We start from the raw sequence: 23,463 nt of genomic DNA, 5'->3' as shown, positions 1-23,463 counted from the left end.
TTGGCTTCCACAGCCGGTCCTGAAAAATTCCGTTGAGCCACCTCACTATGGCGTTACAACGGATGGCAGCGGCCTTGCGGCCCGCATTCTGTGGCGCCGCAGCAGAGAGAATGCGACGCTGCCAAGGACAGCCGGAGGATGTAGCTCAGTCAGCTTACTGACGAGAATCCCCGCGTCTCAAACGCACGATGATTGCCCCTCGGAATGGGCCGACGGAGCGCCTCAGGACATGCGATACAGGGATTTCGCATTGTCGCGCAGGTGGAGCGGGAAGGGCGGTGCTTCAGATGGCGAAGTAACGACTTCGATGTAGACTCCGCTCTGCGCGTCGGCGGCGCTTCGCAACGCTTGGTCGAGTTCGCCGCACGTCGTCGTGCGCGCCGTCATCCAGCCGTCGCAACCCAGCACCCGCGGCAGCTCGGCATATCGCCAGGATGGGACGTCGTTGTAGGCAACGGCAGGCTCCTTGGCGAGGAGCCGCTCGATGAGATAGCCGCCATTGTTCAGCACGAAAATCACCGGTTTCAAACCGAGCCGGGCAAACTGGCTGATTTCCTGTACCGTAAATTGATGAGAGCCTTCTCCGGTCACGAGCACCGTGCGTCGGTGTGGGGCGGCAGCGGCGGCGCCGAGCGCGGCCGGCGTTGCCCAGCCGATCGATCCCCATAGCCCCTGGTTGTGGAAGCTCGCGCCCCGCGGCAGCCGCGCGAAACCTAGCCCCATGGAGACCGTGCCGGTCTCCGCGACAACGATATCGTCAGGTCGTATGAACTTGTTCCAGCGCGAATAGAGCGCGGCAGCGGTGATAGGGTCGTCGCCGCTGCCGCTTCCCGTACCAATCGGGTCGGCATAAGGCGGCGTGACGACGTTGCTGTGCTTGCCGAGGCGCTTCGCCAGGGCGGCGAGCACATCGGCCATCTCGAGGCCGGAATGCGTGCGCCCCTCCGATGATAGAATGCCTCAAACAGGAGGCGTTCGGTCTCATACGCAGCATTCTGCGGCGTGATGACCGAGTGCGCGCAGACCACCGGCTCGGTCATGCGGCGGAACAGATCGAATTCGCCGTTGCCCAGCGTATGGTGCAGCACGGAGCGCGCGGCTTGCGCGGCCGTGGGCGGCATTCCGACCAGGTGGAAAACGGGGAGATGCTCGGCGTAAGCGCCGGCGATGCCGTTCAGCGCGCTGAGCTCGCCCACGCCATAGGTGGTGCAGACAGCGCCGGCGCCCTTGATCCGCGCATAGCCATCAGCGGCATAGGCGGCGTTGAGCTCGTTGCAGCATCCAATCCAGCGCAGGCCCGGTTCGCTATACGTCGCATCGTTGAGCGGAAAGGAGAAGTCGCCCGGAACGCCAAAGACATCGCTGATGCCGACATCATGCAGCCGCGAGAGCACATGCTGAACAACGGTTCGTGACATCACGCGGTCTCGTCAACACTCGCGACAAAATCGAACAGTGAACTCGACGTGGGAGCGGTCTCGAATACCCAACTCGCGCAAGGTTTGATCATCAAGCGCAGCGAGCGCTCGGACTGCTCGTCTGACGTCGCGCTCGTTTTCCCACTGTGTCCACATTGAGGGCGCACTTGAGGGGGAAGTATCGAAAGAAGACCTGTCCACAACAAACTCCACGACTGTTGGCTGGACTAAATGTGGTTTTCCTTCGTTACGACACGATAACCCAGCGCGAAAATCTGGTTACATCTGAAATGATTGACGGTGCGGCCGGCACACCTCACTTAGGCGCGGAGCTTGCCGGGAAACTGTCGCCGGTAATCGAAGGTCGCCGATAAACTAAAAGAGAGATCTCTGCGCGCGCCTGTGACGGCTTCGTGATCGCTGCAACGACGAGCATTCGATCATGAAGGGCGACAGAATGCTCCTGTAGCGTTGCTCTAGTGCTTTGAACTGCCAGACGCGAGCGGCACCTGCCGTTCAGCCATATAGCGGCCCGGCGTCGTGCCGAGCGTCTTCCTGAACATCGTGACGAAACTGCCCGCGCTCTCATAGCCGAGATCCATGGCCACTTGCTGGATCGTTGCGCCGCCCGCCAGCCATTGCAGTGCGAGCACGATGTTGAGCTGCTGCCGCCAGCGGCCGAAGGTCATGCCGGCCTGCCGGGCAATCATGCGCGCCAGTGTTCGCTCGCTAAGCCCGGCGCGCTTGGCCCAGATCTCCATCGTCGCCTGGGCCGAAGGATCGGCCATCATCATGTCGACGATCTTGCGCAGCCGGCGATCCGTTGGCATCGGCAGATGCAACTTGCCCACCGGCGCCACCGCGACTGTGAAAATCAAGCTCGACGCCGGTCGTGACCATCGTGATGCCGTAGGTGACCACAGCGGGCGCCACCTCATCCGGATCGACGAAATTAACCCGATCGCTCAGATCAGTAAGGATTGGCATTCCAATCGATTCCAATTTCCGCAGAAGTGCATTGGCAGGAATTCAGAATATGATGTCAGAATTGCCCTCGTTCGAACGCATCTCTGGCCAATGTCCGGCCGCCCCGCCATCGATCCCGCGAAGGTCTTCACCGAGCATATCAAGCTCAACAAGGCCAACGGACTTGGAGCCCGGCTTACAAGCGCCGCATTGTCCGTTCCGGGCATGACGAGCCTTCTGAAGAAGGGACTGGAGAACGAATACAAAAATAATCTTTACTAGAGCATGATCCGGAAAAGTGTGAAGCGGTTTTCCGAAAAGATCATGCTCAAACAATAATCTAAAGCGCGATGATGATTCATCCTCATCTCATCGCGCTTTCGAGCATGATCCTGGCAAAACAATTGCGAGGACGCTTCTACCTCTTAGGGCGACCCGCTCCCGCGTACAGCTTCGATGCCAAGGTCAACGGACAGGCGGAATTGCAAACGCGAACACCGATAGTTGTATGTCAGGGGAGAATACGAAAGGTGTGAGGGGCCAAGCGTCACGGCACGAGTACGGCTCTCGCACCTGAGAAATTCTGAAAAGCAATTGCTTCACCGATCTCGTCGAAACGAAACTCGCGGCCTACTTTCGTTTTTAGAAGCGGATCGTCGATGAGTTCTTTGATCTCACGGGAGACGGCGGCGAGTCGCTCGGGCTCCGACACCGTTGCACTTTCCAGATTGGAGAAGCGCCGCAGCGTCAGGTTCTTGGCCATGATCAGCACGGAGGAGAAGGCGGTCGGTGTTGCCGCATCCATGAAGCCATAGACGTACACCGTCGCATTTGTGGGTAGAACAGGCATGATACGGCCCAGAAGCTCGCCGCCGATGCCATCGAACACGGCAGTTGCGCCGATCTCGGCTGCCAGTTCGCCGAGACGAGCCGTGAAGCCGTCCTGCGTCGTCAGCAGGACATGCTCGATGCCGTACTTGGTCAGGGCATCTCTTGCCTGTGTCGAACGCACGAGGAAGACTGCGGGAATGCCGCGTCTTCGCGTCAACGAGGCGGCGATCAGGCCCGTCGCGGAGTTGCCGGCCGTGACGATCACCCCCTTGTGACCCTCCGCACGTATCTGAGCCAGGAAGGCATGAACCGTCAGAACGTTGGCGAAAGAGCCGTTGTAGTCTCGAACTCGCACCTGATCGGGCAAAATGAGGCAGCTCTGATATGGAACGTGGGCCGTTTCACACCACATGCCTACCGCCTCAGCGCTCGGCTTCAGGGTTTTATATACGCCTACCTTCCTGTTGAGATAGGCCGCAGGCACATCGGCGCCTATCGCAATCACTGTACCACCACCGTTCGAGCCATAAACATCGTGTCGACCGCCCGACATCAAGCCGTTCGGCAGCGGGTTGCTCAGAAAGAACTTGTCGCCATGTGTGATGGTCGCCGAATCCATCAAGACCAGCACATGGCCGGGGGCCGGCTTATCGGGCGTCGGCACCTCGCGAACTTCCAGTGTCCGACTTTCCGTTACACAGATGGCTTTCATAGCAAATTCCCTCGTGAGCCTGGGCCTGACCGCCCCGAATGGGCTTCGAATAAGGGACTGACATCTATATTGACAGTACGGAACTTTTTGTTAGTGAGACGCTCATGCATTTCGTGCGTCAATGCCCCGTCATCTTCGCCTCGCGGATCCTCGGCGGCCGTTGGACCGCCAAGATCGTCCACCTGCTGCTGCGCAACGAAAAGCTGCGCTACTCTGAGCTGCGGAGAGGATGCGTACCGATCAGCGACCGAATCCTGTCCTTGGAGCTCAAGGAGCTTCAAAGCCGGGGGCTCGTGGTTCGCCATGATTATGGGACGATCCCGCCCAGGACGGAATATAGCTTGACCGAGCTGGGTCAGACGCTTCGGCCGCTCATGGAGGCCATGGCGAGCTGGGGAAAAGATGTGCAGGCGAAACTTGGCTCAGCCGAGGCAGCGAACGAACACGGATGATCTGACTGGGTTCGTCTCCCGGACGCGCGCCCAAGGTAACCCTTAACAACGCAGGCCGTTGCTCCGGTAGCTCCAACTTCCCGCGGGAACGGCCGCTTCTGTGCTCGTCGACTTATGCCTTCTACGACTTGGAAGGGTCGAATGCCGTCCTCACCGTTAAGCTGATTGAGTCCGGACCCTAGACTTGCGCTTCTGCTTTCGTATCGGGGTCACTTCGACCCAGGCGCGGCTCCGTCCCCACCAATAGCCGTTGAATGTTGGCACGATGGCGAACAATCACGTAGATGCCGCCTCCGATCACCAGCAACCGATCGGGCAACGGTTGCTCGAAACCGCAGACGAGAACGATTGCTGTAAACGCCGCGAGTATCGAGCTAAGGGAAACAATCCGAGCAATAGCCAGCACGATGCCAAAGACCGTTACAGCACCTAATCCCACTGGCCACGACATCGCCAGCAACACACCCAGCCCGGTCGCAGCGGATTTGCCGCCCGTAAAGTTCAACCAAATCGAGCGGCTATGCCCAAACAGCACGGCAATTCCGGCCAGGCAAACAGCCCATGGCACCCAGATTTGCAAATCAAACGCTGTCGGCGGCGTCGGAGATAACTCGGAATAGAGCCAAGGACAGAACAAGCGGGCAACGATGATGGCACCCACGCCTTTCAGCAAATCGGCGACGAGCACCACCAACGCAGGCCATTTACCGAGGGTCCGCAATACATTCGTAGCGCCGGTGGCTTTGGAGCCATGCTCTCGAATATCAATGCCCTTGAGAAGTTTCCCAGCCAGATAGCCCGTGGGCGTAGAACCGAAAAGATAGGCGATCACCAATCCAACCGCGCCCGCTGTCCAGAACGCCATGGGTTTTATTTCCAGTTTCAGGCAACCAGTGTTTTATCGCCAACTTCGTTTGACCGCTATGGGCCATTTTCGACCGGATCGAGAGTCTTGCCCAGCATCATCGCCGACACACCGCTTGACGATCTTGGCCCGCGCACCATCGTGCTGGCGGACAAGGCCTACGATGCCGACCGCAGCCGTGAACTGATTCAGGAGCAGGGTGCCACCCCTAACATCCCGCCCAAGAGCAACCGGCGCTGGAAGCCCTGCTTCAGCAAGAGGCTCTACCGCGAGCGCAATCTGATCGGGCGGCTCTTCTCCAAGAAGGAGGACTTCCGGCGCGTCGCCACACGCTATGACAAGCTCGCCGCCAATTTTCTCGCCATGGTCCAGCTCGCCTCGTTGCGGCTGTGGTTGCGCGCATATGAGTCTACGGCGCAAGGGCGCGTACTCGTAAATCCGGTCAGGTCCGCTTTCCTCCGAGAGCGCCACAATTGTTGCGTAGCAGCGAAATGACGTGATGGGACAACAGACGACATCCGAAACAAAGGGGGCGGCCAACTGAGATGGCCTTGTTTCTTGGTGCGCGCATCCTTGATACGCTCGAGGGAACCTCGTTCACGGTCGGAAACCTACGGAAGGACCTTTACTGTTCTAGCTCTAGGGGGCAAGGCTCTTGGGTCTTGCGGCGAAGGAAAATGTCGGCGCAAACTGCAGTCGCTGCAGGTGGAAATGACGAGGGTGGGAGCAGCGCCTGTGCTGCGTAGTTCCAGAAACCCGAGCGTCAGCTTGCCAGACTGGCTGAACGAACAATGCCCGGTCCCGATTGCGGGGGCCACTTCCATGGCCGTTTCGAGACCTCACAGGTGGCCGGAGCAGAACCAATGGACGACAGTGCGACTTCGCCGACGGCAGTCATTTCGCACACTTCTCTAATCCTTAGCGTTGCCATCGCTATTGGGATCTTCATTTTTGACGCAATCACCCCTGCCGCCTCGGTAATCTCGACGCTGTTCGTCGGCGTTGTGCTGCTGTCTGCGCGGTTTCTTCAAACGCGTGGGATTGTGCTCGTATCCGTCGGCTGCATGGCGCTGACGGTGCTCGCCCATTTTCTGACGCCATACGGCGACTCGTGGGAAACCATCTCCATTTCGAACCGCGTTCTCAGCCTTGCGACGATCGGCGTTGTGACTTTCCTCGCCGTGCAAAGCCGATCACAAGAGATGGTATTGCGCGAGCAGGCAGGACTCCTCGACCTCAGCCACGATACGATCTTCGTGCGCGACATGAAGGATATCATTACCTACTGGAATCGCGGCGCCGAGGAGCTGTACGGGTGGAAGAAGGCGGAAGCCCTCGGCAGGATCACTCACCAACTGATGCAGACGATCTTCCCCATGCCGCTCGAAGCGATCATGGAAGAGTTGCTCCGAACCGGTCGCTGGGAAGGAGAGCTCGTCCACACGAGGAAGGACGGCACGCAGGCAATCGTAGCCAGTCGGTGGTCCCTGCAAAAGGACGAACGTGGCCTTCCGGCCGCGATCCTGGAGACCAACAATGACATCAGCGATCGCAAGCGCGCGGAGGACGCGCTGCGGGAGAGCGAGAGACGATACAAGAGCATTTTCCGGATGGCGGGCGTGTCGATCTGGGAAGAGGACTTCTCTCAGATCAAAGCGGCCATCGACGAACTGAGAGCTCAAGGCGTTGCAGACTTCCGCGCATATTTTGCAGCACATCCGGAGTTCGTACGAGAGTCCATCTCGCGTGCGAAGGTCGTCGACGTAAACGATGCAACGGTCGAGCTATTCAAAGCGCAGAGCAAGGACGAGCTCCTCCACTCGCTGGATGCCGTATTCACCTCCGAAACATTGGAGGCGTTTGCCGGGGAGTTGATCGCCGTCGCAGAAGAGCGCCCGTATTTTTCAGCCGAGACGATTCTCCAAACACTGAAGGGAGAAAAACTGACGGTTCTCTTTGCGATCACCTTCCCGCCCCGACCTTCCAATCTCGATCGCGTAATGGTGACGATCACTGACATTACCGAGCGCAAGCGGGCCGAGGAGGCGCTGCACGAGACCCAGGCCGAGCTCGCGCACATCACGCGCGTGACGACGATAAACGCGCTGACCTCCTCCATCGCCCACGAGGTCAGCCAACCACTTAGCGCGATTGTCAGTAACGGCTATGCGGGCCTGCGCTGGCTCGACCGGCAGCCGCCCGATCTCGAGGGGGCGCGCAGGACGTTCGAGCACATCGTCGGAGACGGGCATCGGGCCGGCGAGGTGATCGGGCGGGTGCGCGCGCTCCTCAAGAAGACAGCCACCATCAGGGAATGCGTCGACGTGACCGAGCTGATCCGGGATACGGTCGCCGTGCTCCATGGCGAAGTGCTCCGGCATGGCATCCTGCTGCGGACCGAGTTAGCGCCCGAACTTCCGCCGGTGGTAGGCGATAGGGTGCAGGTGCAGCAGGTGCTGCTGAACCTGATGATGAACGGCATCGACGCCATGAAGCAGGTGACGGAGCGGCCGCGCATGCTGCGGATCCGATCCCATCTCGATGAATCCGGGGCCGTGAGCGTAGCGGTGCTGGACACCGGGGTCGGGCTGGATCCGAACAGTGCCGACCGCCTGTTCGAGGCGTTCTATACGACCAAGCCCGAGGGCATGGGCATGGGCCTGGCGATCTGCCGCTCGATCATCGAGGCGCACGGTGGACGATTGGGGGCATCTGCCAACGAGCCCTGTGGGGCGGTATTTGAATTCCGCCTGCCGCCCGAGCGGGACGAGACCACTCCCGCCGCGAACGATCGTCCAATGCCGGTACAGTGAACGGGCAGCACCACTTGCGAACCGCGTTGTTCGCTGGAGCATGGCCATGCCGATCGGCAAGGACATGCTTTTTCAATCCACCGCTAGTCCTTCATTCCGGTGATCGAGCTGCTGACCGCCCGCGGATCGCGGAGCGGCCAGCGGCCGCAATCGACCTGGGCCAGGAAATCGCCGACGATCCGGTTGTACTCCTCCGGCTCCTCGATATTGATCGCGTGCCCCGAATTCGGCATTACCGCGAGCGCGGCTGAGGGAATGCTCTGCTTCATGAGAATGCCCGGCAGCAGGCACGGCCAATCCTCATCGCCGGTGATGATCAGCGTCGGCACCGTGATGCGTTTCATCTCCTCGACCAGCGCATAAAGCGAAGGCCGCTCCTTCTGCACCCCTTGCTGCGTGTTGGCCGATCCGGTCGCCGAATGTTCGGCCAGCATGGCCTTGAACTCGGCGTGACCGCGCGGATCCTTGTTCTGATATTGCACGCGCGTCGGCCCATAGGCATAGCGCTCGGCGAACGCCGCCATGCCATCGCGCCGGATCATGTCGGCGATCACGTCGGCCTCGGCGCGGAACGTCTCGCGCTTGTCGGGCTCGGCGCCGTAGCCGCAGCCGCCGATGCAGAGTGACAGCGCCCGCTTCTGATGACGCAGGCCGAAATGCAGAGTGGCAAAACCGCCCATCGACAGGCCGACGATGTGCGCCTGCCGCTCGCCGATATGATCGAGCACCGCGAGGATGTCGTCGGCGGCGCGCGCCTGCGAATAGGATGAGACCTGCTCGGGCACATCGGACGGGGGGAAGCCGCGCGCGTTGAAGGCAATGCTGCGATAGCGCTTGCCGAAATGCCGCATCTGCAGCTCGTAGCTGCGCAGATCTCCGGCAAACTCATGAACGAAGATGACGGGACGGCCGGTTCCCGTTTCCTCGAAATAAAGGCGTACCCCGTCATCCGTCGTTGCGTAAGGCATGTTGATCTCCGCCGTCAGAAATTGGCCGTCGCCGCAGGCTTGCTCCGCGGCAGATAGGTGCCGTGGCCTTTCGCCCCGACCAGGACGCCATCATCGACCACCACGCGCCCGCGCACCATGGTGAGCACTGGCCAGCCCGTGACCTCGAGCCCTTCATAGGGCGTGTAATCGGCGCCATCATGGATAAGCTCGTGGCGGATCGTGACCTTGCGCTTCGGATCCCACAGCGCGATGTCGGCGTCCGATCCCACCGCGATCGTGCCCTTGCGGGGATAGAGGCCGTAGATTTTCGCGTGATTGGTCGCGCTGAACGCGACGAAATCGTTGAGGTCGATGCGACCCTTCACCACGCCTTCCGAGAACAGGATCGGCAATCGCGTCGCCACGCCGGGAATGCCGTTCGGCACCCAGCGGAAGCTGGTGCGGCCCTTGGGCACGAGCTTTCCCTGCGGATCGTCATAGCGGAATGGGCAATGGTCAGACGAGAACACCGAGAACACCTTTTGCTGCAGGCCTTCCCAGCACGCCTGCTGGCTCGCGACGTCGCGTGGCGGCGGCGAGCACACATACTTGGCGCCTTCCATGTTGAGCTGTTCCAGATCGTTCTCGGTCAGAACCAGATATTGCGGGCAGGTCTCGCCCAGCACGTTCAGCCCGCGCTGCCGGGCGCGGCGGATTTCCTCCATCGCTTCGCGGTTCGAGACATGCACGATCATGATCGGCACATCGACGAGTTCGGCCAGCGAGATGGCGCGGTGCGTGGCCTCGCGCTCGACCGGAATCGGCCGCGAGGTCGCATGGAAGTGCGGCGCGGTCTTGCCGGCGCGTTCGAGACGGTCGGTGAGAAAGCGGATGGCGTCGAAGTTTTCCGCATGCACCATCAGCATCGCGCCGGTCTCGCGCGCAACCGACATGGTCTCGAGCAGTTCGCGGTCCGACAGCGCGAGCCCCTCATAGGTCATGAACACCTTGAGCGAGGTGTAGCCGTCCTCCACCAGCGCCGGCAGCTCCTGGCCGAGCACCTGCTCGGTCGGGTCGGTGACGATGAGGTGAAAGGCGACATCGACATGACACTCACCTTCCGCCAGCGCGTGGTAGCGCCGCAGCGCCTCACGCAGCGTCTGGCCTTTCTCCTGCAGGCAGAACGGCAGCACGGTGGTGTTGCCGCCGAACGCTGCCGAGCGCGTGCCGCTGGCAAAGCCGTCGGCCATGACGATGCCGTCGCCCGATGGCTGGGCAAAATGCACGTGGCTGTCGATGCCGCCGGGCAGCACCAGGCGATCAGTGGCGTCAATGATCGTCTCCGCCGCGCCGAGATCGCGCCCCAGGGCCACGATCTTGCCGCCCTGGATTCCGACGTCGCAGGCAAAGGTGTCGGCGGCGGTCGCAACGGTGCCGCCGCGGATAATGGTGTCGAACGGCATCAGCTTGGCCCTCCTTCGGCATCATGTCGCGGCCGATGCTCGATGACCGCGGCCAGCGGCTCGGCGAGCCCGATGGTCGTCTTGGCATCGGGACGGCGGAACGTCCCGGCGCCGGGCTTGCGCAGCTTCAGCACGGCGAGCGTCTCGGCCTGTCGCACCGCCGCGGCGATCGGATCGATCGCCGGCACCGGAATGCGATGGCTGACCTTGGCGGCAAGGCCGGCCAGCGGTGCCCCGGAAAGAATGACGACATCGGCGCCATCCTGTTCGACGGCGCGATTGGCGAGCGTCACCAGCATGTCTTCCTTCTCGGCCTGGACATCCGCAATGGAGCGGAAGCCATCGTCGAGCGTCCGTATGCCGGCGCAGCGTGCGGAGAGACCATGCATGGCGACGCATTCCTGGTACCAGGGCGCGAGCGCGCGGGCGAACGTCACGATCGAAAATCGCTGACCGACCATGCAGGCAGTCAGCATCGCGGCTTCGGCAAGGCCTACGACCGGGATATCGAACAGTTCGCGCGCCCCGAACAGGCCGGGGTCGCCGAAGGCGGCGATCATCGCTGCATCGATGCCGGTGTTGGCCTCCGCCAGCATTTCCAGCGCGATGGCGCCGCCGATCTGGGCCTCGGCCCGGGTCGCGATGTAGGGCACGCCGCGGCTGGCCGTCATCGCCACCAGCTCGGTGCCGGGCGAGGCCACTTGCGCGCCGGCCGCATGGAGCAGGTCGGTCACCGCTGACGTGGTGTTGGGATTGAGCAGCAGGATCTTCACGGCCCGGCCTTTCTCGTTATGCCGCGCATGTTGGGCTGGGCGCTTGCGGTGCTGGCATCATCCGCGTCGGAGCCCAGTGTCGTGGCCATGATCTCGCCGGTGCGGCGGACATGGTGGCCAAGCAGCCGTCCGGCGCGCTCGGCGTCGCCGTCCCTGAGCGCGGCCAGAATCTCCTGATGGTCGCGCACCGATTCATCCCATCGCCCATGGACCGACAGGGCGAAGAAGCGTGCGCGTTCCACCCGCGCCAGCAGGATATCGTGCGTGGCCTTCAACACCGCGTTGCGGGCGAAGCCGACGATGGCGCTGTGAATCTGCTGGTTGGTCTCGAAATATTCGCGCAGCTCGCCGCGGTCGTGGTGCCATTCGATGCGCTCCTGCAGCTCTTCCAGTCGCTCCACGTCGCGCTCTACCATCCGTGTCGCGGCGAGCTCGGCGGCGCAGCGCTCGATCCCGCTCACCGCCTCGAACAGTTCGGTCAACTCTTCGCGGCGGAACGGCGCGACGATGGCGCTGCGATTGAGGCGCAGTTCGACCAGACCTTCGGCCGCCAATTGCTTCAGCGCCTCGCGGAGCGGCGTGCGCGAGATGCCGAGCGCCTCGGACAGATCGGCTTCGAGCAATTGCTCGCCCGGCTGAAGATCGCCGCGCACGATCAATGTGCGAAGCCGCGTCGCGGCCTGCTCATGCAGGCCGGTTCGGGGCACGCGCAGCCGTCGCCGTTGCAGCGTCGTCACGGCGCCGCGCGATTTGGGCTGTTTCCTGGTCTTTGTCGTCTTGGTCTCAGTCACGGTCAGTTTTCGTTCCGGTGAAGAATCTCCGCACCTTCGAGTGTCCTGTGAAGCGCGTCAATCAAATTGGCCGTGGGTCTCGATCGGGATTTGAAACAGGTTGCCCCAGCCGCGGATGCGCGACGGATCGACGCCGGTTGCAGCCAGGCACGCCCACAGCGTCACCGCGATCGAATCGAACACCGCGACACCAAGCTTCGCCTCGAGCCGCGCGGCGGCGCCGGCTCCGCGCATATTCGTGCAGACCACCGCGACCGCGTCGCAGCCTTCGCGCGCGACCTCTTCGATCAGCCTCGCCACCTCGGTCTCCGGCACTTCGGCGAAGGAAAAATTGTCCTGCAGCGAGAGATGGCGCTCGGCGGCGCAATGCAAGCCTTCGGACGCCCAGTTGGCGATGATCCTGTCCTGCACGTCGCGGCGATAGGGCGTCACCAGCCCGATGCGCCCCGCCTTGCGGCGCCGGAGCAGGTCGCGGAAGGCGAGCACGGTGGTGCAGGCCTTGATGCCGGTCGCGGCCGTGATCCGCTCGCATAGTTGCTCGTCGCGCTCGAAGCCGAGCCAGCTCGCCGATGTTCCGTTCCAGGCAACGACGTCCACCTTCGCGTGCGCCAAGAGCTCGGCGGCGCGCAGGATCTCGCTGTCGTCGAACTGGCGGAGCGCGGATTCGGACAGCGCGATCTCGGTCACCTTGAAGCGCGAAAAATGCGCCGAGACGTCAGCGATGCCGGCCAGCATCGCATAGGTGATCGGCTCCAGCGCGGTGTTGGACGAAGGGGTCAGCATGCCGAGCCGGACCGGTCTAGTCATGTTGCAGCCTCAAAGCTACGCGGTCATCCGTTGATCCATCCCATCTACACCGGCAATTTGCGGCTGTAGTCGATCAGCGTCGAGCAGATCAACAGCGCAACGCCGGCCGCGGCGAAGAACATCAGGGCGAGGAAGTAGGAGCCGGTGGTCTGGACGATCAGGCCGACGATCAGCGGCGTCATGATGCCGGCAATGTTGCCGCCGAGATTCATGCAGCCGCCGAGGAAGCCCGATTTGTCGCGGCCGGCAAGCGCGGACGGGATGGCCCAGTACATCCCGCACCAGCGCAGGAAGAACAGCGTGGAGGACAGCAGCACCACGACCGTCACCGGGTCGCGGACATAGGCCACCAGGAAAATCGACACCGTCGCCATGATGGCGGCAATGCCGAACAAGGTGCGGAACACCAGGTTCGGCGCGCCGCCGCGGCTGCGCCAGGTGTCGCCGATCCAGCCGCCGACCAGCTCGCCGACGAAGCCCGCGAAGAAGATGATGAAGGATGCGCCGCCGAGCGCCTTGATGTCGAAATTGTGCACCTTGAACAGATAGGTCGGCATCCATGTCAGCAGGCCGTAGAAGGTGGTGTTGAAGAACATCCAGCCCAGGCACATGCACCAGACCGAACGGAAACGGAAATAGGCCATCCAGCTTCCGCCGGAGGAGGGCGGTGTGGCGGCGTCTTCCAGCGCATGCGCCTGCTCGATGTAGCGCGCTTCGGCCTCATTGACCGACGGGTGCTGACGCGGTTCGTTGCGGATGTAGTACCACGCCCACACGCCGCACAGCATCGTGCCGACGCCGGCGATGACAAAGGCGGTGCGCCAGGAATCGAAGATCGCGATCAGCCACGCGATCACGATCGAGCCGAGCGCGGCGCCGAGCGGCGCGCCGCCGTCGAGCAGCGTCGCGCCACGCCCACGCTCGTTCTGCGTCATCCAGATGGCGTTGAGCTTGCCGCCCGCCGGATAGATCGGCGCTTCCGATGCGCCGAGCCCAAGCCGGGTCAGCAGCAGCACCCACCAGTTGGTGGCAACTGCCGCGATCGCCTGGAAGGCGCCCCAGAAGATCGTCGCCAGCGCGATCACGATCCGCGGCTTGTAATGATCGGCGAGCAGGCCGCCGGGAACCTGCATGAAGGCGTAGGTCCAGAAGAACGAGCTCAGGATCAGGCCCTGCATCGCCGGATCGATGTCGAACTCCTTGGAGATCAGCGGCATCGCTACCGAGAGCGAGGCGCGATCGATGTAGTTGATCGAGATCAGGAACAGCATCAGCAGGAAGATGTTCCAGCGCACACCGGTCGGTCTGACGGCGCCTGTCGCTCCGATGGCGGACACCTGCTCGCTCATTGCTCCCTCCCATGCCGGCGGACTTTCAGCGAGCGTCTCCATTGACGTTCATTCGTCCCCTGACGTCGCCAAGTCTGGTCCAGTCGAAGATGAGCGGCAACAACATTTTGTATGCTGCATGCAATAACTCATATCACATTGATAAGAATAATATTTTTAGATGACAAAGATCCGCAATGCTGAAATTTCATCGCGGAGCTGATTACGAATTGGGCGGCCGGCAGGCCCGACCAAACGGGATTGTGTATTTCAATTTTGCTCTATAGATTTGAATGCTGTTAAAGATGCATGGCTCTTCTGACAACTTCCAAGGCAAGGCATGGAGATCAAGCAGAACTTCGTTGTAGCGCAACCTCTTTCCACGGTGTGGACGTTCTTTCACGACGTTCCGAGCGTCGCCGCGTGCCTGCCTGGAGCAGAATATCTCGGTACGAAGGACGACGGCTCGATCAGTGGAAAGGTCTCCGCCAAGGTGGGCCCATTCCAGGCGAGCTTCGAAGGCGAAGCAAAGGTCAAATACGACGAGGAGGCAAAGAAGGTCGCGTTCGAGGGCAAGGGCGTCGACAGGAAAGGCGCCAGCCGAGGCAAAATGTCGATGTTGTGCACCCTTGGTCCTGAAGGCGACGCCACTCGCGTTGATGTCCTCGCCGACGTTCAGCTCTCCGGAACCATCGCTCAGTTTGGAAGAACCGGGCTCATCACTGAGATCGCCAATCAGCTCGTCCGTGAATTTGTGAGACATGCCGAGACCGAGCTCGGCGCCAGAAACGCCGCCGCGGCGGCCGAAGCCGGCAGTCCTCAGGCGGATACATTGACGAAGTCGGCCCCGCCATTCGCGCCTGGTTCTGGAGCGGTCAAGCCGCTCAACACCACGTCGCTGTTCTTTGCGGCCCTGAAGGGCTGGCTGAACTCGCTCTTCAAGAAGGCTGCGTAAGCCAATCAACTTAAAGCAAAGGAATTCGCGCGATGAAGATCGTCGACTTGTCTCATCTGATGAATGTGCACACGCCCGGCTGGGTCGGATATGCCGGCAACAAGATGTACTACGCGCAAAATCTGCAGACGATCCACATCGTCGCCCAGCGGATCGACTCCGCGCTCCATGTCGGAACCCACATCGACGGTGCGATGCACGGCACGGATGGGATGGGCGACATGGCATCCTATCCGCTGGATTTCCTGGTCGGACCGGGCGCCGTCGTCGATGTGTCCGAGCACATGGAGGATTGGGCCGTCATCACGCCCGAAATGATCGAGAGCGCGCCGGTTGAGGTCAAGGACGGCGACATCCTTATCATTCACACCGGCTGGCACCGCTATTGGGAAGGCAAGCCGCAGCAGGACCTGGTGAAGTATTTCTGCATGCATCCCGGAGGGAAGCAGGAGCTTCTCGATTGGATGCTGAAGAAGAAGATCAAATGGTTCGGGATCGATTGCGGTTCCGGCGACCACGCGATGAACACCACGATCAGGCGCATGCGGCCCGACCTCGCAAAGCAGTTCGAGGCCAAGGTCGGAATGAGCTGCGATGAGTTCTTCGGCAAGAACTCGTACACGCACAAGCGTTCGGGGCGAAAAGTCGTGGAAGACTATTTCCCCTTTCACTCGCAGGCATTCCAGGAAGGGCTCATTCACGCCGAGAACGTCGGCGGCGACATCGAGTTGATGCTGAACAAGCGCGCCGTCATCGGCGCGTTTCCATGGCGCTATGAGGGGCTCGAGGCCTGCCCTTGCCGGATCGTTTGCTTCCAGGACGTGGAGGAGAACGTGGAGGCCGTCGGTGACGTGGCGAAGGCGATCTTTGGGCCACGCCAGATTCCGTCGGGCATGATGTCGGGTGGGCCGGACGGCCGCTGACCGGCTGCGCGACAAGTGTGGCCGCGGGCCTCGCCATAGCCGGATCCGGCGGACGTATCTACTTTGAACGTCTCGCCTGCTGGGCGCGCTTGCGATGCGCGGCCTGTTTCGCCCGGTTGCCGCACGCCGCCATGCTGCACCACCTGCGCGCGCGGCTTCGGGTTCGGTCAACGAACAACAGCGTGCAGTCCGGCCCCTCGCACGCCTTCACATAGGTGAAGTCTTCGGTGCAGACGAGGTCGGCCAGCGATCGCGCCAGTGGAAGCAGCAGCGAGTCCGGTGATTGCCAACGCCGCTCTCGGCGCCAGACGAGGCCGGAAACCCCGTCATGGCCATGGTGCCGCTTGTTAGGTCGATCGCGCACCACGACCTGGCCGAACTCGTCGTCGCGTGCCAGCATTTGATTGAGCGGTTCGAGTTGGCGCAGGGCATTCTGCCCAATGGGCTTACCCATATGTTTGTAGACAAAGGGTTTGAACCAGTCCCGCAGCGCGCGCGCTTGCGCTGCTATGGCATCCAGCTCGCCGGGAAGCGCGCTCTTGCGAAAAGCGTTCAGCACTTCGTCCGGCACCAATCCGGCCTGTTTCAGCCACGCCAGAAGATCTTCTCCCGACGCCAGCCACTCGACCGTGACATCCACCGGGACCGCAATGGAATTCAAGAAGTCCAGTCCCGGGTTATCGGCGATGAAGATGGGTGGCGGGCGCTTGGTTGTCACAGGAGTCCCAGAGAGACCGGCAACTATCGATAGGCCGGCAAGGCGAAATATAGCCGCTGGTAGCTTGTCTGCAATAACCCGCAGAAAACCATTTAGATGCTGTTCGCATCTCGCGCGCCGCGGTGTTGCTGGGAATGAGCTGGTGTCGTTGCGGCAACGACGTCGCCGGAGACCAGGGCAGCTAATCTCTTCAGGCCTCGATGGATGTTGATCTTGACGAGCGGCGCAGACTGGCCTGTGACGTCGGACGCGCGGACAATGCTGAGGCCGTTGAGCTTCACGAGGCGGATCACGATGGCTTGCGCGGGCTTCAGCCGGCCAAGCAAATCGTCCAGCGTGGCGGCACTTACCGCGGTCCCCTCGTGGTCCCCGGTCGATATGTCTTCGTCGAGCGGGAGCGCGGCGAATCGAGACGCGTCACGTATGCGATCGATCCCCTTGTAGCGTGCAATCGCCCTGACCCACGCCCCGAAGGCTCTCGATGGAGCGTAAGTGTGCCGTTTGGCATGGATCGCGAGAAGCGCATCCTGTCTTGCATCATCTGATACAGGATAGGGAAGCCGCCGTGCATAATAACGACGGAGCCAGACGTCTATTTCGCGGAGCAACTGCTCGTAGGCCCGGCTGTCACCATCTTGCGCGGCGACCATCAGGCGACCCCATCGCTCGGAACGGCTATCCCAATTCGTGGACTGCAATGCGTTCTGCGCGGTTCGCGGCGAACGACCTGCGACGTCGGAGGACAGGAGCTTCTCGGCTGACCTCCGGGCGCTCTGGGTCCAGGTACATGCAGCGCAATCGGTTCCTTTATCGTGGATGCTGTCCATTGGAGAGGCTCCTCTCGACGCAAGCAAGAAGGCGCTGGCAAATTTTCCGTCCGCTGTAACCAAACCCGTTTGTCCAACGAAAGATGGTCACGTGAGACCGGTCTGAATGGGTTGGAACAGCCATATCAAGCAGAAGTGACGTAACCTCCGAGAACGTCACAGACAAGTTACTACGCCTGAGAGCGGGAACTTCATGTGGTCAAGTCGGCGCGGTTGGCATCATCCGTGGCCGTTGTCAGGGAGACTCCAGCAGATGATCGACAATACAGACGTCGCACGTCGCACCGTGCTTCGAGCAATTACCGCAGCTTCCGGCACTGCACTATCGTTCACCCTGGCGCAGCGCGCCGCCGCCCAACCCGTCGACGCGGCCGCATCGACCGCTTCCGATCCGTTTGAGACGGCGGAAATCGATACCGGCGAGAACACAATTTTCATCAGGCGTTACGGTAAGGGATCCCCGCTGCTCATGGTGCACGGGTTTCCGCGAACCAGCCTGATGTGGCGCTACGTAGCTCCGCAACTGGCGAGCAAGCACACGGTGATCTGCGTCGACCTGCGCGGCTATGGCCGCAGCGGCGTGCCCGCGTCCGCCGAGGATCATTACCCCTATTCAAAGCGGGCAATGGGGAACGAACTTGTCACGGTGATGGACAAGCTTGGCTTCTCGAAATTCGATCTCGTCGGACACGACCGTGGTGGTCGCGTTTCCTATCGCCTCACGCTCGATCATCCGGAACGGGTGGCGCCGTCTCGCAGTGTTTGACGTCATCCCGATCTCGGAAGGATGGGCTCGCGCCAATGCAAAGTTCGCCACGACGTACTGGCCCTGGATTCTTCTGTGCCAGAAGGAGCCGCTTCCGGAAAAATATCTCCTGGGTGCGCCCGATGCGGTATTCGACAATCCGTTTGGCCAGGGCTCCTTCGGCCCCGATGTCAGGGCGGCGTACATCGAAACCTATCGCGATCCGGCCCGGGTGCACGCGATCTGCGAGGAGTATCGCGCAGCTGCGTCGCTCGATATCGACCATGACAAGAAGGACAGGGAAGACGCGCGGCGTATCACCTGTCCGATGCTGCATCTCTGGGCTGCCGGCGGACCACTCGATAGTTTCTACGGACAGGATGGCGGCCCATTGGGAATCTGGCGAAGGTGGGCCGACAATGTACAGGGGCAGGCGATGAAAGGCGGCCACTTTTTTCCCGAAGAGAACCCCACGGAGACGACCCAACTCCTTGATGCCTTCCTGTCGGCTTGATGCGTCAAACGCAGTCACGCGGGATTGAGCCGAACGGACTGGAACGGCTACATCGGATGTAGTAACCGTCCAAAATGTCGTAAGACGGTTACTATGTCTCGACACACAAAGCAGGAACTCTTCATGACCAAGGTTCATTACCGGAAGGCAGATGTCGACGGCTTCAAGGTATTCTACCGCGAGGCTGGGCCGGCCGATGCGACAGCACTGCTGCTGCTTCACGGATTCCCAAGTTCCGGTCATATGTTTCGCGAATTGATCCCGGCCTTGTCGGATCGCTTTCGCGTGATAGCGCCGGACCTGCCCGGCTTCGGCCAATCCGACATGCCGTCTCGCGACAGGTTTTCCTACACATTCGACCGATTGGCCGACGTGATCGAACGCTTCACCGAAGTGATCGGGCTCACCCGTTTCGCGATCTATGTGTTCGATTACGGCGCTCCGACCGGCTTTCGACTGGCTGTTCGCCATCCGGAGCGCATCACGGCGATCATCTCGCAGAACGGCAACGCCTATGAGGAGGGGCTGAGCGAGGGGTGGAATCCGATCCAGGCCTATTGGCGAGATCCTTCGCAGGCCAATCGCAACGCGCTGCGATCCTTCCTCGCCCCTGAGGCGACGATCTGGCAATATACGCACGGCGTGTCCGATACGACCTCTGTGTCCCCGGACGGCTATTCACTCGACAACTTCTATTTGGCCCGCGCCGGCGCCGACGAGGTTCAGCTCGACCTGTTTGGCGACTACAAGAGCAACGTCGCGCTCTACCCGGCCTTCCAGGCGTACTTCCGCAAGCACAAGCCGCCGTTCCTGGCGGTCTGGGGCAAGAACGATCCGTTCTTTCTGCCGCCGGGCGCGGAGGCATTCAAGCGAGACATTCCGGGCGCGCAAGTCCGTTTCTTCGATACCGGTCACTTTGCACTTGAGACTCACTGCGAAGAAATCGCCGCCGTGATCCGCGATTTTCTTTCGCGCTTGAAGTGAATGTGCGGCCCGAACAGTCTGTTTCGAAGGGTGGTCCGATGCGCGCAATCGTTCTCGAGAAATTTGGCGGCCTCGACAGCCTGGTGATCAAGGAGATCCCGGAGCCTGAACCGAAGGCGGGATATGTCGTGATCCAGGTGAAGGCGTTCGGCATCAATCACGCCGAATTGCATATGCGCAGGGGCGAGTGGGCAGAGGCTGCTCCGGTCAGCGGCATCGAGTGCGTCGGCCTCGTCAAATCCTGTCCGGGCGGCGAGTTTCCGATGGGCGCGAAAGTCGCCGCGCTGATGGGCGGGCTCGGCCGCACGATCAATGGCAGCTATGCCGAATATACCCGCGCGCCGGTCTCGAATGTCGCGCTGATCGAATCGGATCTGCCCTGGGCCGAACTCGCCACGATTCCCGAAACCTATGCGACCGCATGGACCTGCCTGTTCCGCAATCTCGAGATCGAGAAGGGGCAATTGCTGGTCATTCGCGGCGCGACCTCGTCGTTTGGTCAGGCCGCGCTCAAGATGGCCGTCAATGCCGGAGCCCGTGTGATCGCAACGAGCCGCAGCCGCGATCGCTTCGCCATGCTCGAAAAGCTCGGCGCCGAGCGCTGCGAAATAGAGCGCCGTGATTTGTCGAAGGTCATCCCCGAGGCAAAGAAGATCGATGCGGTGCTCGACCTCGTGGGCAATACCGTCATGCTGGATTCTCTCGCCATGCTTCGGCGCGGCGGCCGTTCTTGTCTCGCCGGCTGGCTCGGCGGCCTTGATCCGATCCCCGACTTCAATCCGCTGCTGCAGATGGCCAGCGGCGTCTATCTGACCTTCTTCGGCAGCTTCGTGTTCGGGACCCCGGGCTTTGCGCTCTCGGACGTGCCACTTCAGCAGATTGCCGCCGACGCCGCCGCGGGTCGGCTCGACGTGAAGCCCGCCCGGATCTTCCGTTTCGAGGAGATCCGCGAGGCGCATCGCGTCATGGAAGCCAACGAGGCCAAAGGAAAATTGGTCGTCGTGCACGCGTGAGCACGAACACCAGGCTGCATCGGCGTTGGCGGTGAGCATCGCCTACGAGCGCTATGGGCGCGGCCACCCCATACACATCGTTGTGAACCAGGAGCTGTAGGTACCCGTAACGACGGGCGCTGCCCATGCGTACGGGATGTCATGAACTTCAACGCGTCAGTGCAGTCCGTCAAGGAAAGAGGTGATCTACATGAAGATGCCCTTCAACATGAAGACGCCATTCCACGTCGCCGAAAAGGGCGACGGGCCTTACGGCCTGCTGGCTATCCTCCGCTGGGTCATGGTTGTCATCTTCGTGTCGTTCGGCATGCAAAAGTTCACGCCGCAATCGGCGCAGGGCATTGTTCAATTCATCAGCAACAGTCCGTTCATTTCGTGGTTATCGGTGCTGGGTATCCGGGGAGAAGCGTATTTCCTCGGCGTCGTGGAGCTGGGTATTGCCGTGCTTCTTGCGGCAGGCGCGTTCAGCCCGATCTTGTCGGCGGTCAGTTCGCTGTTAGGCATGATTACGTTCGCCATCACCTGGTCATTCTTCTTCACGACGCCCGGTGTCGTTAAATGGAGTTGGTCGACCGACCCGATGGCCTGGAACTTGACCGGCGAGTTCATCTTCAAGGACATCGTCCTGCTTTGCGTCTGTGTCGTGTTGTTCCTGGCTTCTTTGCCGCGATCTTTCATCCGATCACGTCGTATGTGAGGGGGGTCCTTCTTCGCCATTGTTGCAGGGTTCTCACTCTCCGTCATTGCGAGCAAAGCGAAGCAATCCATGCTTCCGCAAGTGGCGAAATGGATTGCTTCGCTCCGCTCGCAATGACGAGAGTCGTAGGATGGGTGGAGCGCAGCGAAACCCATCATTCGCGCGGCTTGCTCCATCGCGATGGGTTTCGCCGCGCTCGACCCGTCCTACGGCGCTATCGCGAGGACGTCCCCGCTTGCGCCGTCTCTCTCCCGAGCCGCCGCTGCAGTACTGACCAATACGTCACCGGCAGGAAGCGTTGCAGCAGGTCCATCAAGCGCGCGTCGCTGCCGATCAGGATGCGCGGCCGGTTGTTCTCGACGCCTTGGATGATGCTGCGCGCGGCGGCAGTCGGTGTCGTCCTGGCGGCCGCATCGAACCATTCGATCGCCTGCGCGCGGCGCGCATTGTCTGATACGCCGGCGCCGGTGCGGGAATTACGGACGATGTTGGTCGTGACGCCGCCCGGATGCACCACCGACAGCCGCACCGGGCTGCGTGCGGCGGCAAGCTCATGCCGCAGGCTTTCGGAGAAGCCGCGCACCGCGAATTTCGAGGCGCAATAGGCGGTCTGGCCGGGCGGTGCGACGATGCCGAAGATCGAGGAGACGTTGACGATATGCGCCTCGCGTTGCCGCGCAAGCTGCGGCAGGAAGGCGCGCGTCGCATGCACTGTGCCCCAGAAATTGATGTTGAACAGCCACTCCATCTGCGCCTGGTCGATCTCGTGGAACTGGCCGAGCAGGGTGACCCCGGCATTGTTGATGAGGATGTTGAGGGACGGATGCGCGCTGGTCGCGGCTTCCGCGAAGCTCGCGATTTGATCGGTTTCGCCGACGTCGACGCGATGCACCGTGATTTTCCGCGCGCCTGTTTTCGCAATCTCGGCGGCCACCGCGGCAAGGCCGGCCTCGTCGCGGTCCGCCAGCGCGAGATCGGCGCCGCGTGCGGCAAGCTCGAGCGCAAGCGCCCGGCCGATGCCGCTGGCGGCCCCCGTCACGGCCACCGCACTTGCCGAGATTGTAGTCATGCGATCAGCTCCCAGAGATGAGGGGAACCATAGCACAGGGTTCCGCAAGTTTTTTGAATCCGAACTGAACAAGTTCGCGCGGCAGGTTTTAACTTGCATTACTTCAAGAACGGAGCCGCCGATGGAACAGGCAAGAACGCCTCGCGCAAGAGCGCTCATCGTCGAAGACGACCCGATGCAGCGGCAGATGATCGGGCTCTTACTGGAAGAGAGTGATTTCGATGTGATCGAATGCGCCAGCGCCGAGGCCGCGGAGGTGGTTTTGCAGCGCGACGGCGAGGAGCTCGATCTGATGATCTCTGATGTCGAGCTCGCTGGCTACAAGGATGGCGTCGAGCTCGCCCATATCGCCAAGCGCTGCAATCCCGCCCTTGGCGTCATCGTCACCTCGGGCAAGCCGCTGAGGCGGAAGTTGCCCGATGGCGCGAAATTCTGGTCGAAGCCCTGGGCGCCGCTGGATGTGATCCGCGAGGCGGAGCGGATGGTGCTGGCGCGGGATGGCGGGCACTAGATGTGATCCCACGCGCTTTGCGGAGCGCCGATCGGTGGGCGCAAAATCAAACAGCGGGCCGCAAGCCCGCCGGTTTGACCAATCCCGGTTTGAGCGCCCGGGCAGGGCGAGCGCGCGCCGCCGCCCGGGCTGAAACAGTTACTTCTTGGCCTTCTTCTTCTTGGTGGCCTTCTTCGCCTTTTTCGCCTTCTTCGCTTTCTTAGCCATAGTATCCTCTCAGGGTTAAATGGATTGAAACGCGACGCTGAGGCATGCTTGGCGGAGGGCCAACCTCGCAACATCCTCGGTTGGCAAGCTCAGCAGATTCGCGGCGTGCTGCCGCGGGCTGTCACCTCACTGTCATCGTGTTATCCACAACT

24 protein-coding genes and 2 pseudogenes are annotated in these 23,463 nt (G+C 61.5%); 12 read left to right on the top strand and 14 right to left on the bottom strand.

Annotation, left to right across the window (positions count from 1 at the left end):
* Positions 1-222: 222 nt before the first annotated feature.
* The 3 genes and pseudogenes from ACZIRK_RS22415 to ACZIRK_RS22405 form a co-directional block, all read right to left on the bottom strand.
* Entirely contained in the window at positions 223-918 is a 696-nt protein-coding gene (locus ACZIRK_RS22415; RefSeq protein WP_463328124.1) for a thiamine pyrophosphate-dependent enzyme, read from the bottom strand.
* 221 nt (positions 919-1,139) lie between these two features.
* A pseudogene (locus ACZIRK_RS22410) lies at positions 1,140-1,418 on the bottom strand (thiamine pyrophosphate-binding protein); the annotation flags it as partial.
* Between the two features lie 476 nt (positions 1,419-1,894).
* Positions 1,895-2,212, bottom strand: coding sequence for a helix-turn-helix domain-containing protein (locus tag ACZIRK_RS22405; protein WP_463328123.1), 318 nt, complete (start codon positions 2,210-2,212; stop codon positions 1,895-1,897).
* On the opposite strand from ACZIRK_RS22405, the gene ACZIRK_RS22400 reads away from it, so the two are divergent.
* Positions 2,211-2,666, top strand: a complete 456-nt coding sequence (locus tag ACZIRK_RS22400) for a hypothetical protein (RefSeq protein ID WP_463328122.1) — start codon at positions 2,211-2,213, stop codon at positions 2,664-2,666. The genes ACZIRK_RS22405 and ACZIRK_RS22400 overlap by 2 nt on opposite strands.
* 265 nt (positions 2,667-2,931) lie before the next feature.
* On the opposite strand, the gene ACZIRK_RS22395 is transcribed toward ACZIRK_RS22400, so the two are convergent.
* On the bottom strand, positions 2,932-3,927 hold the full coding sequence (locus ACZIRK_RS22395) for a zinc-binding dehydrogenase (RefSeq protein ID WP_130223118.1): 996 nt from the start codon (positions 3,925-3,927) through the stop codon (positions 2,932-2,934).
* 104 nt (positions 3,928-4,031) lie between these two features.
* On the opposite strand from ACZIRK_RS22395, the gene ACZIRK_RS22390 reads away from it, so the two are divergent.
* Complete coding sequence (locus ACZIRK_RS22390) at positions 4,032-4,379, top strand: winged helix-turn-helix transcriptional regulator (RefSeq protein WP_130223116.1); 348 nt, start codon at positions 4,032-4,034, stop codon at positions 4,377-4,379.
* A 178-nt stretch (positions 4,380-4,557) separates the two neighbouring features.
* Here ACZIRK_RS22390 and plsY read toward each other — a convergent pair whose 3' ends face one another.
* Positions 4,558-5,244 (bottom strand): glycerol-3-phosphate 1-O-acyltransferase PlsY, encoded by a 687-nt coding sequence (gene plsY, locus ACZIRK_RS22385; RefSeq protein ID WP_463328121.1) that lies wholly within the window; start codon positions 5,242-5,244, stop codon positions 4,558-4,560.
* A 114-nt stretch (positions 5,245-5,358) separates the two neighbouring features.
* On the opposite strand from plsY, the pseudogene ACZIRK_RS22380 reads away from it, so the two are divergent.
* Both ACZIRK_RS22380 and ACZIRK_RS22375 read left to right on the top strand, forming a co-directional pair.
* A pseudogene (locus tag ACZIRK_RS22380) lies at positions 5,359-5,640 on the top strand (transposase); the annotation flags it as partial.
* A gap of 467 nt (positions 5,641-6,107) precedes the next feature.
* On the top strand, positions 6,108-8,057 hold the full coding sequence (locus tag ACZIRK_RS22375; protein ID WP_165435043.1) for a PAS domain-containing sensor histidine kinase: 1,950 nt from the start codon (positions 6,108-6,110) through the stop codon (positions 8,055-8,057).
* Positions 8,058-8,140: 83 nt separating this feature from the next.
* On the opposite strand, the gene ACZIRK_RS22370 is transcribed toward ACZIRK_RS22375, so the two are convergent.
* The 6 genes from ACZIRK_RS22370 to ACZIRK_RS22345 form a co-directional block, all read right to left on the bottom strand.
* Positions 8,141-9,025, bottom strand: coding sequence for an alpha/beta fold hydrolase (locus ACZIRK_RS22370; RefSeq protein WP_130223110.1), 885 nt, complete (start codon positions 9,023-9,025; stop codon positions 8,141-8,143).
* Positions 9,026-9,039: 14 nt separating this feature from the next.
* On the bottom strand, positions 9,040-10,449 hold the full coding sequence (gene hydA, locus ACZIRK_RS22365; RefSeq protein ID WP_207230931.1) for a dihydropyrimidinase: 1,410 nt from the start codon (positions 10,447-10,449) through the stop codon (positions 9,040-9,042).
* Positions 10,449-11,222 (bottom strand): aspartate/glutamate racemase family protein, encoded by a 774-nt coding sequence (locus ACZIRK_RS22360; protein ID WP_130223106.1) that lies wholly within the window; start codon positions 11,220-11,222, stop codon positions 10,449-10,451. Before ACZIRK_RS22360 ends, hydA begins: the two co-directional genes overlap by 1 nt.
* Entirely contained in the window at positions 11,219-11,959 is a 741-nt protein-coding gene (locus ACZIRK_RS22355; RefSeq protein WP_463328120.1) for a GntR family transcriptional regulator, read from the bottom strand. Before ACZIRK_RS22355 ends, ACZIRK_RS22360 begins: the two co-directional genes overlap by 4 nt.
* Positions 11,960-12,070: 111 nt before the next feature.
* Entirely contained in the window at positions 12,071-12,820 is a 750-nt protein-coding gene (locus ACZIRK_RS22350; RefSeq protein WP_130223102.1) for a maleate cis-trans isomerase family protein, read from the bottom strand.
* 44 nt (positions 12,821-12,864) lie between these two features.
* Positions 12,865-14,169, bottom strand: a complete 1,305-nt coding sequence (locus ACZIRK_RS22345; RefSeq protein ID WP_035688745.1) for an MFS transporter — start codon at positions 14,167-14,169, stop codon at positions 12,865-12,867.
* A 319-nt stretch (positions 14,170-14,488) separates the two neighbouring features.
* Here ACZIRK_RS22345 and ACZIRK_RS22340 point away from each other — a divergent pair, with 319 nt between their 5' ends.
* Together ACZIRK_RS22340 and ACZIRK_RS22335 are read left to right on the top strand one after the other, a co-directional pair.
* Positions 14,489-15,103: an SRPBCC family protein gene (locus tag ACZIRK_RS22340; protein WP_130223100.1), complete on the top strand. Its 615-nt coding sequence runs from the start codon at positions 14,489-14,491 to the stop codon at positions 15,101-15,103.
* Positions 15,104-15,135: 32 nt separating this feature from the next.
* Positions 15,136-16,026: a cyclase family protein gene (locus tag ACZIRK_RS22335; protein ID WP_051396421.1), complete on the top strand. Its 891-nt coding sequence runs from the start codon at positions 15,136-15,138 to the stop codon at positions 16,024-16,026.
* Between the two features lie 58 nt (positions 16,027-16,084).
* Here the strand turns inward: ACZIRK_RS22335 and ACZIRK_RS22330 are convergent, their stop codons facing one another.
* Positions 16,085-16,744 carry a CGNR zinc finger domain-containing protein gene (locus ACZIRK_RS22330; RefSeq protein ID WP_130223098.1) on the bottom strand — a complete coding sequence of 220 codons (660 nt, stop codon included), beginning with the start codon at positions 16,742-16,744 and terminating at the stop codon, positions 16,085-16,087.
* Positions 16,745-16,836: 92 nt separating this feature from the next.
* Positions 16,837-17,571 carry a sigma factor-like helix-turn-helix DNA-binding protein gene (locus tag ACZIRK_RS22325; RefSeq protein WP_474418526.1) on the bottom strand — a complete coding sequence of 245 codons (735 nt, stop codon included), beginning with the start codon at positions 17,569-17,571 and terminating at the stop codon, positions 16,837-16,839.
* A 253-nt stretch (positions 17,572-17,824) separates the two neighbouring features.
* On the opposite strand from ACZIRK_RS22325, the gene ACZIRK_RS22320 reads away from it, so the two are divergent.
* The 5 genes from ACZIRK_RS22320 to ACZIRK_RS22300 all read left to right on the top strand — a co-directional run bounded on the left by ACZIRK_RS22320 (position 17,825) and on the right by ACZIRK_RS22300 (position 21,524).
* Complete coding sequence (locus tag ACZIRK_RS22320) at positions 17,825-18,337, top strand: alpha/beta fold hydrolase (RefSeq protein WP_463328119.1); 513 nt, start codon at positions 17,825-17,827, stop codon at positions 18,335-18,337.
* Complete coding sequence (locus tag ACZIRK_RS22315) at positions 18,330-18,830, top strand: alpha/beta fold hydrolase (RefSeq protein ID WP_463328118.1); 501 nt, start codon at positions 18,330-18,332, stop codon at positions 18,828-18,830. Before ACZIRK_RS22320 ends, ACZIRK_RS22315 begins: the two co-directional genes overlap by 8 nt.
* A 123-nt stretch (positions 18,831-18,953) precedes the next feature.
* The gene (locus ACZIRK_RS22310; RefSeq protein WP_130223302.1) at positions 18,954-19,814 is read left to right on the top strand and encodes an alpha/beta fold hydrolase; all 861 of its coding nucleotides are present in this window, start codon (positions 18,954-18,956) and stop codon (positions 19,812-19,814) included.
* 38 nt (positions 19,815-19,852) lie between these two features.
* Positions 19,853-20,827, top strand: a complete 975-nt coding sequence (locus ACZIRK_RS22305) for a zinc-binding alcohol dehydrogenase family protein (protein ID WP_130223094.1) — start codon at positions 19,853-19,855, stop codon at positions 20,825-20,827.
* A gap of 190 nt (positions 20,828-21,017) precedes the next feature.
* Positions 21,018-21,524 carry a YkgB family protein gene (locus tag ACZIRK_RS22300; protein ID WP_463328117.1) on the top strand — a complete coding sequence of 169 codons (507 nt, stop codon included), beginning with the start codon at positions 21,018-21,020 and terminating at the stop codon, positions 21,522-21,524.
* 214 nt (positions 21,525-21,738) lie between these two features.
* Here the strand turns inward: ACZIRK_RS22300 and ACZIRK_RS22295 are convergent, their stop codons facing one another.
* On the bottom strand, positions 21,739-22,593 hold the full coding sequence (locus ACZIRK_RS22295; RefSeq protein WP_463328116.1) for an SDR family NAD(P)-dependent oxidoreductase: 855 nt from the start codon (positions 22,591-22,593) through the stop codon (positions 21,739-21,741).
* A 121-nt stretch (positions 22,594-22,714) separates the two neighbouring features.
* Here ACZIRK_RS22295 and ACZIRK_RS22290 point away from each other — a divergent pair, with 121 nt between their 5' ends.
* Entirely contained in the window at positions 22,715-23,104 is a 390-nt protein-coding gene (locus ACZIRK_RS22290) for a response regulator (protein ID WP_130223090.1), read from the top strand.
* The last annotated feature ends 359 nt before the right edge of the window (positions 23,105-23,463 follow it).

The organism is Bradyrhizobium sp. Leo114 (genome assembly GCF_055229415.2).
This window is presented reverse-complemented; position numbering and strand designations above follow the sequence as displayed.